Source organism: Kingella potus, from assembly GCF_900451175.1.
GTDB classification, from domain to species: Bacteria; Pseudomonadota; Gammaproteobacteria; order Burkholderiales; family Neisseriaceae; genus Neisseria; species Neisseria potus.
Genome location: NZ_UGJJ01000002.1, coordinates 441,927 through 455,109, shown reverse-complemented (window position 1 = coordinate 455,109; position 13,183 = coordinate 441,927). Strand labels below are relative to the sequence as shown.

General features: G+C 57.8%; 14 protein-coding genes. 7 read left to right on the top strand and 7 right to left on the bottom strand.

Annotated features, from left to right (window positions below; all coding sequences use genetic code 11):
* Positions 1–109: 109 nt before the first annotated feature.
* The 7 genes from DYE40_RS08695 to DYE40_RS08670 all read left to right on the top strand — a co-directional run bounded on the left by DYE40_RS08695 (position 110) and on the right by DYE40_RS08670 (position 6,302).
* Complete coding sequence (locus DYE40_RS08695; protein WP_115308714.1) at positions 110–1,534, top strand: sodium:proton antiporter; 1,425 nt, start codon at positions 110–112, stop codon at positions 1,532–1,534.
* A gap of 91 nt (positions 1,535–1,625) precedes the next feature.
* Positions 1,626–2,162 carry a cysteine hydrolase family protein gene (locus tag DYE40_RS08690; protein WP_115308713.1) on the top strand — a complete coding sequence of 179 codons (537 nt, stop codon included), beginning with the start codon at positions 1,626–1,628 and terminating at the stop codon, positions 2,160–2,162.
* 223 nt (positions 2,163–2,385) lie between these two features.
* Positions 2,386–2,574 carry a hypothetical protein gene (locus DYE40_RS12335; protein WP_147286620.1) on the top strand — a complete coding sequence of 63 codons (189 nt, stop codon included), beginning with the start codon at positions 2,386–2,388 and terminating at the stop codon, positions 2,572–2,574.
* Positions 2,574–4,400: a lytic transglycosylase domain-containing protein gene (locus DYE40_RS08685; RefSeq protein WP_115308958.1), complete on the top strand. Its 1,827-nt coding sequence runs from the start codon at positions 2,574–2,576 to the stop codon at positions 4,398–4,400. The genes DYE40_RS12335 and DYE40_RS08685 overlap by 1 nt, the downstream gene beginning before the upstream one ends.
* A 95-nt stretch (positions 4,401–4,495) precedes the next feature.
* Positions 4,496–5,023 (top strand): C40 family peptidase, encoded by a 528-nt coding sequence (locus DYE40_RS08680; protein WP_115308712.1) that lies wholly within the window; start codon positions 4,496–4,498, stop codon positions 5,021–5,023.
* 297 nt (positions 5,024–5,320) lie between these two features.
* On the top strand, positions 5,321–5,689 hold the full coding sequence (locus tag DYE40_RS08675) for a cytochrome C (protein ID WP_115308711.1): 369 nt from the start codon (positions 5,321–5,323) through the stop codon (positions 5,687–5,689).
* Positions 5,690–5,783: 94 nt separating this feature from the next.
* Positions 5,784–6,302: a hypothetical protein gene (locus DYE40_RS08670; RefSeq protein WP_115308710.1), complete on the top strand. Its 519-nt coding sequence runs from the start codon at positions 5,784–5,786 to the stop codon at positions 6,300–6,302.
* A gap of 195 nt (positions 6,303–6,497) precedes the next feature.
* Here the strand turns inward: DYE40_RS08670 and der are convergent, their stop codons facing one another.
* From der to DYE40_RS08635, 7 genes are all read right to left on the bottom strand, one after another.
* Positions 6,498–7,970: a ribosome biogenesis GTPase Der gene (gene der, locus DYE40_RS08665; protein ID WP_115308709.1), complete on the bottom strand. Its 1,473-nt coding sequence runs from the start codon at positions 7,968–7,970 to the stop codon at positions 6,498–6,500.
* A gap of 64 nt (positions 7,971–8,034) precedes the next feature.
* Positions 8,035–8,466, bottom strand: a complete 432-nt coding sequence (locus DYE40_RS08660; RefSeq protein ID WP_115308708.1) for a hypothetical protein — start codon at positions 8,464–8,466, stop codon at positions 8,035–8,037.
* Between the two features lie 146 nt (positions 8,467–8,612).
* The gene (locus DYE40_RS08655; protein WP_115308707.1) at positions 8,613–9,242 is read right to left on the bottom strand and encodes a YfgM family protein; all 630 of its coding nucleotides are present in this window, start codon (positions 9,240–9,242) and stop codon (positions 8,613–8,615) included.
* Entirely contained in the window at positions 9,243–10,535 is a 1,293-nt protein-coding gene (gene hisS, locus DYE40_RS08650; RefSeq protein ID WP_115308706.1) for a histidine--tRNA ligase, read from the bottom strand. It lies immediately after the preceding gene.
* Between the two features lie 98 nt (positions 10,536–10,633).
* Positions 10,634–11,014, bottom strand: a complete 381-nt coding sequence (locus DYE40_RS08645) for a hypothetical protein (protein WP_115308705.1) — start codon at positions 11,012–11,014, stop codon at positions 10,634–10,636.
* Positions 11,015–11,072: 58 nt separating this feature from the next.
* Entirely contained in the window at positions 11,073–12,338 is a 1,266-nt protein-coding gene (ispG, locus tag DYE40_RS08640; protein WP_115308704.1) for a flavodoxin-dependent (E)-4-hydroxy-3-methylbut-2-enyl-diphosphate synthase, read from the bottom strand.
* A gap of 12 nt (positions 12,339–12,350) precedes the next feature.
* Positions 12,351–13,181 (bottom strand): helix-turn-helix domain-containing protein, encoded by an 831-nt coding sequence (locus tag DYE40_RS08635; RefSeq protein ID WP_115308703.1) that lies wholly within the window; start codon positions 13,179–13,181, stop codon positions 12,351–12,353.
* Positions 13,182–13,183 lie beyond the last annotated feature (2 nt).

Here is a 13,183-nt window from a genome sequence, read left to right as displayed (position 1 = left end):
AAAAACGGTTTCCCATAAACTGCGTCAATCCCAACGACTCAACAGGCCGTCTGAAAAAGACAGTCCGGGCAAACCGCCCGCCCTTATCAGAATAAAAAAGGAATATCGAATGCACCTCAAAATGCACCAACTGCTCTTCCCAGCCCTGCTATGCACACCCGCCGCCGCCTTTGCCGCCACACCCGACGGCTCGCAACTCAGCCTGATTTGGGGGCTGCCCTTCGTCCTCATCCTGCTTTCCATTGCCACCGGGCCGCTCTTTTTCGCCCACACCTGGCATCACCATTTCGGCAAAATCACCGCCCTGTGGACGCTGCTTTTCCTCATTCCCTTTACGCTCGTTTACGGCGTAGGCGCAGGGGTGGGTACCATCGTCCATGCCCTTGTGGAGGAATACATTCCCTTCATTCTACTGCTGCTGGCTCTATACACCGTATCCGGCGGCATTTTGGTATGGGGCAACCTGCACGGTTCGCCTAAAACCAACACGGCCATTCTGGCCATCGGTACGCTTTTGGCCTCGGTAATGGGTACGACCGGCGCGGCCATGCTCATGATCCGGCCGCTTCTGAAAGCCAACGACAACCGCAAACACCGCGTCCACAGCGTCATCTTCTTTATTTTCCTCGTTGCCAACATCGGCGGCGGACTTACCCCGCTGGGCGACCCGCCCCTCTTCCTCGGCTTCCTCAAAGGCGTGGACTTCGGCTGGACGGTGCAGCATATGCTTCCGCCCGTCCTCATCAGCTCGGCCGTCCTGCTGACCCTGTTCTACTTTATCGACCGCCACTACTACGCCCTTGAAGACGAAATCCTCCCGCGCGACCCCAGCCCGGACAGCGCGTTGAAAATACACGGAAAACGCAACTTCTTCCTACTGGCCGCCGTCGTCGGTGCGGTACTGCTTTCCGGTATCTGGAAACCCGGTATCTCCTTCGACATCCTCGGCAGCCACTATGAACTGCAAAACCTCGTCCGCGACGGCCTGCTGCTCGCCATTACCGCCGTTTCCATAAAGATCACCCCGAAACAAGTCCGTGCCGGTAATGAATTCAACTGGGATCCCATTGCCGAAGTCGGCAAACTCTTCCTCGGCATCTTTATTACCATTGCCCCCGTCCTCGCCATCCTCAAAGCCGGCGAACACGGCGCGATGGCAGGCATCGTCGCCCTTGTCCACGACAGCTCCGGCAATCCCGTCAATACCATGTACTTCTGGATGTCCGGCCTGCTCTCCGCCTTCCTCGACAACGCCCCCACCTACCTGGTCTTCTTCAACCTCGCAGGCGGCGACCCCCAAGCCCTCATGACCGGACATCTCTTCCACACCCTTTTGGCCGTATCCATGGGTTCCGTCTTCATGGGCGCACTCAGCTACATCGGCAACGCTCCCAACTTCATGGTTAAAGCCATCGCCGAACAACGCAAAGTCCCCATGCCCGCCTTCTTCGGCTACATGGCTTGGTCCTTCGGCATACTCGTTCCCCTCTTTATCCTGCACACCTTTATCTTCTTCGTGTGGCAGATTTTCTAAACCACGCATCCACAAGAGCCTGCCTGCTTACCGCCGGCAGGCTTTCAAGCAGTCTGAACCAATCAACGCAGTCAGATAAGGAGCCCCGATTATGCAGAAAACCGCTTTATTGATTATCGACGTACAGCAATCCCTGCTCGACATGCGGCCCTACCGCGCACAGGAAATGATGGATGCCATCTCCCTGTTGCTGCACACCGCCCGCACCCACGGGCGCGAAGTAGTTTATGTACGCCACAACGATGCCGCCGACCCCATGTTTGCACCCCATTCGCCCGGCTGGCAGATTGCCGGACGGATAGCACCGCAGCCGGGCGAGCGCGTGGTGGATAAACAGTTCAACAGCGCGTTCAGAGGCACTGATTTGCGCGACTATCTGCGCCAACAAGGCATTACCCGCCTGATGGTGGTGGGCATGATGACCGAATACTGCATCGAAAGCACCGTGCGCGTGGCCGGCGATCTGGGTTTCGACGTGGTGCTGCCCGAAGGTGCCAACAGCACGCTGGACAACGGCCGCTGGTCGGCACGCGAAATCTACGAGCACCACAATTTCGACATCATGCGCGGCCGCTTTGCCGCCATGCCGGGCGTGGAAGAAGCCGCCGCTTTGCTGGCCGGAGAATAAGCGGGCTATGGAAACCGGAGCGATATACACGGAAATCGTGAAGATTTTCGCGGCTTAACTTACAGAGGCCGTCTGAAAACACTTTTCAGACGGCCTCTTTGCAATTTAAACAGCAAATACACAGCAGCCTCCCCACACGTTTTCAAATACGGCAATCTCCCCCGATACCGGATTCCGCTTCTTCCGCAAGCAAGACAAGCTCTGCCCGATTGGAAACAAAACCATGCGCTCTGCACATTTCAGACGGCCTCCGTGTAAAAACCGCCGCCGCGAATTGGGCGCATCGGGCAAAACTGCTATCATCCGTCCTGCCTTTTCAGACGGCCTCCGACACGACAAAGGCCGTCTGAACGCACAGCTTCGCCACAGCCCAAGCCGATGCGCCGTCCGAATACATTTGAAGAAACCGTAATGAACAAACTCCGCCCCGCCCTTGCCGTCCTTCTCCTTGCCGCCTGCACCGCCGAACAAACCGTCGAGCCTGCCAACAGCGGTACGCCCCGCCCTGCCGACACCTCCCACTTCCGCCTTCCCAACCTGCGCGGCAGCGAAAACCCCGCCCAAACCCTCGACGACTACAACCGCTACGAAAGCACCCTCCAAGCCGCCAAAGCCGGAGACGACATCCAGCCCGCACAATTCCTTGCCACCCAAAGCGACAGCGCAATGGGCGAAGCCGTGCGCAACGAATGGCTCAAAAGCCTCGCCAAACGCGGCATCTGGCAAACCTTCCAAAGCGAATACGCCCGCCTCGCCCCCGAAGGCCGCAGCAAAGAAGTCCGCTGCTACGCAGAACTTGCCGGCGACAGCGGCCTTGCCGCCGAACTCGTCCGCGACACCGCCCGCCTGCCCGCCGGCTGCAACACCCTGCTCGAAACCCGCGCCGCGCACGGCCGCCTCAACCCCGCCGACGCATGGCGGCGCGTACGCGGCCTCATTGCCGCCAACCAAACCACCGATGCCGCCCGTCTCGCCGCCGCCCTCGGCAGCCCGCTCGACAGCAGCAGCGGACAAGGCGCACAAGAAAACCAACTGCGCGGCATTATCGGCGCAGCCGCCCTCAAAAACCCCGATGCCGCCGCCGCACGCCTCGCCGCCCTCGAAAACATCCTCACCCCCGCGCAAACCGGCTTCGCGTGGGGCGTACTCGGCCGCCAACAGGCCAAAAACCAAAACTTTGCCGCCGCCCTCGACTACTACGCCCGCGCCGACCGCAAACAGCTTACAAGCGACCAAATCGAATGGTATGCCCGCTCCGCCCTGCGCCGCCAAGACTGGCCGCTGCTTGCCTCCGTCATCCGATCCATGCCCGAAGCCCTGCAACAGAATCCCGCCTGGATCTACTGGCTCGGCCGCAGCCACGCGGCGTTGGGAGATCAAGGCCTGGCCGCACAGCACTACCGCCAAGCGGCTGCCAGCGGCCGCAACTTCTACGCCGTACTTGCCGCCGAAGAACTGGGCGGCCGTCCCGACACCCGCAGCACAGCAGCCGAACCCGCCGCCACCGACCTGCGCACCCTCGAACGCGACGGCGCAGTTGCCCGCTCCCTTACCCTCTTCCGCGCTTCCGGCGGCAGCCGCACCATGCGCCGTGCCGCACAGGCCGAATGGCGTTACGCCACACGCGGCTTTAACGACGACACCCTCATCGCCGCCTCACGCCTTGCCCACGACAACCGTTTCTACGAAATGGCCGTCCACTCCGCCGACAACACCACGCAAAAACACAACTTCCACCTGCGCTACATCTCCCCCTACCGCGAATCCGTTACCGCCCAGTCCGCAGCCAACGGCATCGATCCCGCCTGGGTCTTCGGCCTCATCCGTCAGGAAAGCCGCTTTGTAACCGGCGCACAGTCCGGAGTCGGCGCGCAAGGCCTCATGCAGGTCATGCCTGCCACCGCACGCGAAATCGCCCGCAAAACCGGCATGGACAACAGCGAACTCTACACCGACGACGGCAACATCCGCATGGGCACATGGTATTTGGCCGATGCCCGCCGCCGCCTGCAAAACAGCGAAGTCCTCGCCGCCGCAGGCTACAACGCCGGTCCCGGCCGCGCCCGCCAATGGCAGGCAGCCGTTCCTCTCGAGGCCGCAATCTACGCCGAAACCATTCCCTTCGACGAAACGCGCGACTACGTCAAAAAAGTCATGGTCAACACCGCCTACTACTCCGCCCTGTTCGGCAGCTATACCCCGCTCAAACAACGGATGGGCACCGTCCCCGCCAAATAAACAAACGCAGCGCAAGGCCGTCTGAAAACCATCCTTGCGCTGACAAAGCAGCTAAGCCGGTCAGGCCTGCCACTCCCTCCCGCATCCGCAACACCATGAAAAACACCGCCCTACTGTTCGTCCCCGCCGCCCTATTGCTTGCCGCCTGCGGCACCCCGCCCAAAAAACACCCGCGTACACACGATACACGCACCCACACCGCCCGTGCGCCCATGCCGAAAACCATCCGCATCAGCCACATCGGCCGCGCCGCCGGCGGGCAGGAACTCATGCTGCACAGCATGGATCTCGTCGGCACGCCCTACCGCTGGGGCGGCAGCAGCGATACCGGCTTCGATTGCAGCGGCATGGTGCAGTATGTTTACAAAAACGCCATCGGCATCAACCTCCCCCGCAGCTCCCGCGACATGGCTGCCGCCAGCCGCACCATCAGCACCCGCGAGCTGCAAAGCGGCGACCTCGTCTTCTTCAACACCTCAGGACGCGGCATTTCCCACGTCGGACTCTACCTCGGCGGCGGCAAATTCCTCCACGCCCCCCGTTCCGGCAGCACCGTCCAAACCGAAAGCCTAAGCAGCCCCTACTACGCCAAACGCCTGGTCAAAGCGGGAACGTTTTTCTGAACCCGCCTCCGGTTTTATCGCAAATACTTTCGATCTGTATCCGCCACACAGGTGTGCGCCATGCCCAGCGCAAACGGCAACAGGCCGTCTGAAAAACCACCCGCAGGACGGATACTTGTATCCGGCATTTTCCCGCAAGGGGAAAATGCCCGCGCCGCCGGTCTCTACAATTGCAGGACTTGCCCCCCCCCCGAAAAATATAGAATAACTCCGCAGCCCGTTTCACTTCGGCAGCCCCTGAAAACAGAGTGCATCCTGTTTTTTCTTTTTATTTCCCCCTTAAATTGAGGAGCAGACATGAAACAAGCAAGCGTATTGTGCGCCGTATTGGTATTGGCCGCCGCATCCGCCCACGCCGGAAAACTGTCCTGCGGCAAAGAGTCCGTCCGTGAATATGCCAGCGTTACCAAATGCAGCTATCCAGGCACATCGCTGGTCGATGCCTATGCCGCAGTGCGTGCCGCCGGCCACACCACAAACCATATGCCCCAAACCCTGCCCGCTAACAACACCAAACGGCGTATCGATGAGGAAACGGCGGTTGTTACCAAATGGCAGGGCAGGCAAAAAGTATCCGTGTGCGAAGAAAGCAACGCCGAATATTGCGTGATACTGAAACAAAGCAAAGGGCGTGTAGCCATCGAGCTTTTCGGCACATCGCCATAAGCCTGCTGTTCGGCAGCCTGAAAAACTGCCATCCCTCCCGCCGCACAATGTGCGGCAGATGTTTTCCAAGCACCCTTACTGAAGGAAATTCACCATGAGCAAACCCTTTCTGGCCGCCGTTCTGGTATCGGCAGCCTGTGCTGCCTCGGCTGCTCCTAAAACCACCCTGCCTGCCGCCGTGCAGAAGGAAATCAATAGCGACAAACAGATCTGTCAGGAAATGGGCGGCCGTTTCTCCTACCGCAAAGCCGTGTCCGCAACCGATCTCAATCACGACGGCCATCTTGATTATGTTTATGACGCTTCTTTGGCCAGTTGCGCCAACGCGCCCGATTTAGGCGGCTCCGGCGGCTGGCAGGTAACGGTGTTTGCCGGACAGCCGGACGGCAAAGCCAAAGTTGCGTTCGCCCACGGGGCAGACGGTACCCGCATCATCAACGGCAAGCTGTATCTGGCCATGGGCGGTGAGGCGTGCGGCACCAGCACTAGTGGCAAAACGCGTGCCGAATACCAAAACTGCATCCTGCCGCTGGTATGGAATGCCGGCAAACAGGAATTTGAATTTGCCCCTGTGTCGCAAAAACGAGCCTTGCCGAAAAATTGGACACGCTGACCCGATGCATTATTTCAGGCCGTCTGAAAACCGGAATCGGCTTTCAGACGGCCTGTGCGTTTTAGGGCTTCAAGGCAGCCTGAAATCTTTGTCCTCCTTCAAACTGCTCCGAACCACGTCACTCCCTCACAGGAGGGAACGACGGCATATGTTAGGACATTTGTATCAGGATTCAGGCCGCTCTACCCTTTATCCCTACTTCCCGCCCTGCCTTTTTTTCACGCTGACTTGGCGGGTTTTCTTTTTACCCCCGCTGTTGCGTTCTTTTTCCGCTTTGCGGCTTTCGCGTTTGGCAATGCGGTTGCTCAGCGACACGCGGCGCAGGGGTTGTTTTTTGGTTTGTACGGCGGATTCTTCGTAGGGGTTTTCACCGACATTGTACTGGATGCGCAGCGGCGTGCCTTGCAGATGGAAGGCCTTGCGGAAAGTCTGCGTCAGGTAGCGGGTATAGCTGTCGGAAATGTGTTGCAGGGCGTTGCCGTGAATGACGATGACGGGCGGATTCATGCCGCCCTGGTGGGCATAGCGCATTTTCGGACGCACCAGACCGGATCGCGGCGGCTGTTGGCGTTCTACCGCGCTTTGCAGTACACGGGTGATTTTCGGCGTGGACATTTTGACAAATGCCGCGTCATAGGCGGCCTGAATGCTGTCAAACAGGCCGTCTATGCCTTTTTCTTTAAGCGCGGAAATGTAGTGGAATTTGGCAAAGTCGAGGAAGTACAGCTTGCGGGTGATGTCGCGTTTGATCTCGTTGCGCCGCTCTTCGCTGATGCCGTCCCATTTATTGACGGCCACAACCAATGCTCTGCCCGCTTCGAGGGCGAAACCGGCGATGGTGGCATCCTGATCGGCAATGTCCTGCTGCGCATCGAGTACCAAAACGGCCACATTGGCGGCCTCTACCGCCTGCATTGCCTTGATAACGGAAAACTTTTCCACGGCTTCATCCACTTTGCCGCGACGGCGCACGCCTGCGGTGTCGATAATGGTGAACGGTTTGCCGCCTCGTTCGAAATCGATGTGGATGCTGTCGCGCGTGGTGCCGGCCATGTCGAAGGCAATCACACGTTCTTCGCCCAAAATGGCGTTTACCAGCGTGGATTTGCCGACATTGGGTCGGCCGATTACGGCAAAAACAGGGTGTTTTTCCGCAACCGCTTCCTCGGCGGCTGCGGGGAAGCCTGCCAGTATGTCTTCGATGAGGTGGTATACGCCGTCGCCGTGTGCGCCGGAGATGACGCGCGGCTCGCCCAGAGCCAGCTCGTAAAATTCGGATGCCAGCACGTCGTGTCTGCCGCCTTCGCCTTTGTTTACCGCCAAATAAACCGGGCGGGGCGACCGGCGCAGGCGGTCGGCAATGATTTTGTCTTGCGGCGTGAGTCCGGTGCGCGCGTCCACCAGAAAAACGACGGCATCGGCTTCGTCCACCGCCTGCAAGGTTTGTTTGGCCATTTCGTGCAAAATACCGCTGTCCACCACCGGTTCGAAGCCGCCGGTGTCGATGACGAGATAGGGCTTGCTGCCGAGGCGGCCGTGGCCGTAATGGCGGTCGCGCGTGAGGCCGGGCAGGTCATGTACCAGCGCGTCTTTACTGCGCGTTAAGCGGTTGAACAGGGTGGATTTGCCGACGTTCGGCCTGCCCACAAGGGCGATGGTTGGTTTCATGTTTTGCTTTTTTTACAGGCCGTCTGAAAAACGGATATATGGTTTTCAGACGGCCTGTACCGGTTTATTTTTTGTTTAACAGTTGGCCGATGATGCGGTCGATTTCCGCCTGGCGGCCGCCTGCCGTGAAATTGGGATACGCGCGCAAACTGGCGACAGAATGTTCGGGCGTGCGGATAAGCAGGGAGATGTAGTTGATGCTGTTGCCTCTGCCGTTGGTATTGTAACGGAGGTTGTAACGGCAGTCGGACTCGTACAGACGCTGGCGGCCGGCATCGGTATCCACGGCTTCGCTGCTGATGCCGTATTTGTTCAGGGCAGCAGCAATTTCCCCTTTTAATTCGGGATTCGGATCTTTGGCTGCCGGCCGCGCCAAGATGCAGACATGGCGGATATTTGCCAGCTCCGCCGAGCCGTTGGCTCCCAGCGACGGACCGCTTTGGCAAGCGGCCAGCAGCATACTGCTGCCGAATATAAACGCGAGAGGAAGTTTCATCGGTATTTCCTTGTGCTTTTGAACATAAACAATAACAAACAATGACGGATTCGGCCGCAGCACGGCGGGAGGCCGTCTGAAAAAGCCGGCAGGAACAGGGCTTGTGCGGATGCCCTGCGGCGGTTTTCAGACGGCCTCTGCCAGCGTTACTGCGTTGCTTCGGCTTTCAGTTGCAACAGTTCGCGGCCGGGTGCGTCCTGCGCCGTTTTGTCCAATGCCTGTTTGTAGGCAGCGGCAGCCTCTTTGTTTTTTCCCTGTGCGGCGTATACGTCGCCGCGTGTTTCCTGAATGATGTTTGCAAAGGCGGCATCGGTCGGCGTGTTCAGAGTGGCGAGGGCGGCATCGTATTTTTTCTGCTCCATCTGTACGGTGGCAAGCCGCTGGACGGCAAGGGCTTGGACAAACGGCTCTTTTTGGTTCCGCATCACCCATAAAAGCTGTTTTTCCGCTTCGTCGAAGCGGCCTTTGTCAAAGGCTTCTGCGGCAACCATCATGGTGGCCTGTGCGGCGGAGATGCTGGATGGGTAGTTTTGCTGCAATCCGGCCAAATCGGACTGTACGGCTTTTTCGTCTTTGCTGTTTTGCGCTTTGCCGACTAAGGCGGCCAGGGCGGAGGCGGCTTCGCCGTTTTTCGTTTTTTGGTTCTGCTGGTACATGACCCATGCGAAATAGCCTGCGGCTCCGGCAAGCAGGGCGGCAAACAGCCAACGCCCCCAATTGCGCCAGAAATCTTTAAAGTTTTCGAGTTCCTGTTGTTCGTCGATGTGTGCGGCCATTTATGCGTTCTTCCATTGGTTGATGAGTTCGGTCAGGTCGGCGGCGGGAACGGTCTGCTGCCCGTGTGCGCCTTTCATGTCTTTGAGGGTGGCCGTACCCTGCGCCGCTTCATCCGTGCCGATGATGACGGTAAAGCGGGCTCCGGAAGTATCGGCTTTTTTCATTTGGTTTTTCAGGCTTTGTACGCCGCTGTGCTGCATGACCTTGAAACCCGCAGCCCGCAGCTCTGCCGCATACCGCATGGCTGCCGCCAACCCCTCCGGCTGCTGCACGACATACACGTCGTGTGCGGCTTCGGTTTGCAAACGGCCGTATTCGCGCACCAGCAGCAGCAGGCGTTCGATGCCCATGGCGAAACCGATGGCGGGCGCGTCTTTGCCGCCCAGTTCGCCAATCAGGCCGTTGTAGCGGCCGCCGCCGCAAACGGTGGCCTGTGCGCCGAGTTTGTCGGTCGTCCATTCGAATACGGTAAGGTTGTAGTAGTCGAGGCCGCGTACGAGGCGGGGGTTTTCGGTATAGGCGATGCCCAGTGCGTCCAAAAGTTGTTTGAAGCCTGTGTAGTGCGCCAGCGAGGCTTCGCCGAGATAGTCGGACAGGCGCGGCGCGGCATTGCAGATGTCCTGCAAAGCGGGATTTTTGCTGTCGAGGACGCGCAGCGGATTGGTGCGCATACGGCGGCGGCTGTCTTCGTCCAATGCGTTTTCATGAGTTTGCAGATAATCCACCAGCGCACTACGGTGGGCAGAACGTTCTTCTTTGTTGCCCAAGCTGTTGATTTCCAGCGTCAGTTGGCCGGCAATACCGAGCTCGCGCCACAAGTCGGCACACATGGCGATCATTTCGGCATCGACATCGGGACCGTCGTAACCCAAAGCCTCCACGCCGACTTGGTGAAACTGCCGGTAGCGGCCTTTTTGCGGCCGTTCCCGGCGGAACATCGGCCCCATATACCAAAGTTTCTGCGGGCTGTTGTACAGCAGGTTGTGTTCGACTACGGCGCGCAGGCAGGAAGCCGTACCTTCGGGACGCAGGCTGAGGCTGAGTGTGTCGTTGGAATCGGCGAAAGTGTACATTTCTTTACCGACAACATCGGTTTCTTCGCCGATGGAGCGGACAAAAAGGCCGGTCTGCTCGACAATCGGCGTACGGATTTGGCTGTATCCGAAACGGCGCGTCCAACGGACAACGGCCTCTTCAAAGGCCTGCCAGAAGGCAGAGCTGAGTTTGAAATCTTTTTGTTCTGCGGGCAGCAGATCGTTCATGCCTTTGACGGCTTGGATTTTTTGTCCCATAAATCATGTGGCTTTCTGTGGAAACGTTTTTCAGACGGCCTGACTGCGGATATGAAGCCGTAACCGCCAGGCCGTCTGAAAACAGAGTTGTCCGCCGTTTAGAAATCGCGGAACTGGCGCAGCATACTGTCGGCAAGCTGCTGGAACTGCCGGTATTTTCCGGAGCGGTCTATCTTGTTTTTGTCGAGGCCGATTTCCACCAAAACACCGGTTTTATTGCCGTAAATAACTGAATTTTCTATTTCGTAGCCACCGTTTTCAACCGGCGAAATAAAGGCTTGCAGCATTTCTCCGGCAGGGATGTTTTGCAGGATGATGCTTTTTTTCATGTTCGGCGGCAGATCCGCGCCGACAAGCTGGAAAGGATTGTGCATCACGTCGGTAATGCCCAGGTAGGAATAAATGTATATCTGGTGCGCCAGCTTGGGATTGTTTTTCAGATACAGCAGTAATAGGAGTTCCCGAAGATCGTGTTTCATATGTTGTTTTTCTCTTCTTGTTTTGTTTTCAGACGGCCTCTGCCGGCTCTTTCCGCATTCAGGCCGTCTGAATCGGGATAATGCGGCTGCGCTCGCGTTTTCTGCCGTTTTCGCCGTAATTGGTTTCGACGTATTCGCGCACAATTGCCAAAAATTCCGCTGCCAGATTGTCGCCTTTCAGGGTAACTTTGCGTTCGCCGTCCACATAAACCGGCGCAATCGGCGTTTCGCCGGTTCCCGGCAGGCTGATGCCGATGTCGGCCAGCTTGCTTTCGCCGGGCCCGTTTACCACGCAGCCCATTACCGCTACGTTCAGGTTTTCCACCCCGGGATACTGCAAACGCCAAACAATCATCTGCTCGCGCAGATAATGCTGGATGTCGCGTGCCAATTCTTGGAACACGGTGCTGGTGGTGCGGCCGCAGCCGGGACAGGCGGTAACCATCGGCGTGAACGAACGCAGACCCATGGTTTGCAAAATTTCCTGTGCCACCACCACTTCCTGTGTGCGCGGCGTACCCGGCTCGGGCGTGAGCGAAATGCGGATAGTGTCGCCTATGCCTTCCTGCAACAACACCGACAATGCGGCGGTGGAAGCCACAATGCCTTTGCTGCCCATGCCCGCTTCGGTCAGTCCCAGATGCAGCGGATAACGGCAGCGTCCGCCGAGTTCGCGGTATACCTGTATCAAATCCTGCACCGCACTGACTTTGCAGGACAGTATGATTTTGTCTTCCGGCAAACCCAAGTCCGCGGCTTTTTGCGCCGATTCCAATGCGGAAACAATCAACGCTTCTTTCATTACAGCTTCGGGCTGTTGCGGAGAGGACGAAGCCAAATTCGCATCCATCATACGCTTGGCCAGGCTTTGGTCGAGCGAACCCCAGTTGACACCGATACGCACCGCTTTGCCGTTTTCTGCCGCCATACGGATCATAAAGGCAAATTTTTCATCGCCTTTCGCGCCTTTTCCGACATTGCCCGGATTGATGCGGTATTTGGAAAGAGCTCTGCCGCATTCGGGAAACTCGGCCAGCAGACGTTCGCCGTTAAAATGAAAATCGCCGATTAACGGCGTATTGCAGCCCATATCGTCCAAACGCTGCCGTATCTCCGCCACTTTGGCGGCAGAGTCGGGATTGTTGACCGTAATCCGCACCATTTCCGAACCGGCCTCGCTCAATTCCTGAACCTGCAAGGCAGTGGCCTCTGCATCCGCCGTGTCCGTGTTGGTCATAGACTGGACAATGACGGGGGACTGCGATCCTACGGTAATATGGTCGATTTTTACCTGATATGTCTGACGGCGTGATGATGTGCTCATGTTGTTTGTTTTTTAGTTGCCGACACTAAACGAAGCGGTTTTTTTATCCTGCATATGCTCGGAAAGATTGATTACCTGCGAACCGTAAGCAGCCTGTGCACCTTTGGCGATACCTATCGAAACCTGATACGGCGCTCCGCCGGAAAAACGGTGTTCGCTGTTGGCCGGTACGATCCGGTGGAGCAGCTCCTTGCCGGTTTTGTCTTTTACCACCAGCATAGAACGGTAGCGGGTTTTCAGCAGCAATTCGCCCGCCGCCGCGCCGGTATCAGCTGTTTCCTCAACTTGAGAAGCAGCAGACGCTGCAGCCGGCATCGGTACGACGGAAACATTGGTGGTATCGATATTCGGTGCTGCCACCTGCTCCAAACCGGCCCCCGCTTCACTGGCCGTCGTCTGTTTGCTGTTTTCTTCCCGAGATTTGCCCTGCCAGGCGTAAACGCCCGCACCGATGGCAATAATGACCAACAGCCCGAAAATCCAAGTAGGAAACTGTCTGCCGGTTTTCTGGTTTTGAAAATTTAAAGTACCCTGCCTGTCCGCTTCCGCCGCACGGCTGCGTACGGCAGAACCGGGCATAATGCGGTCGAGATAGGACGAAACCAATTCATCGTCCAGTTCGAGGAATCTGCCATAAGTGCGCAGAAACCCTCTGACAAAAACGGATTCGGGCATACTTTCATAGTTTCCAGCCTCAAATGCTTCGATTTGTTTGGCCGAAAGTTTCAAACGTTCCGCCACTTCGCCAATGGACAAGCCCCGTCTCTCGCGCTGCGTACGCAATAATCTGCCGAATTCTCCGGCGGGATTTTCCGATACCTGGTTTTCCGTATGCTCACTCATGT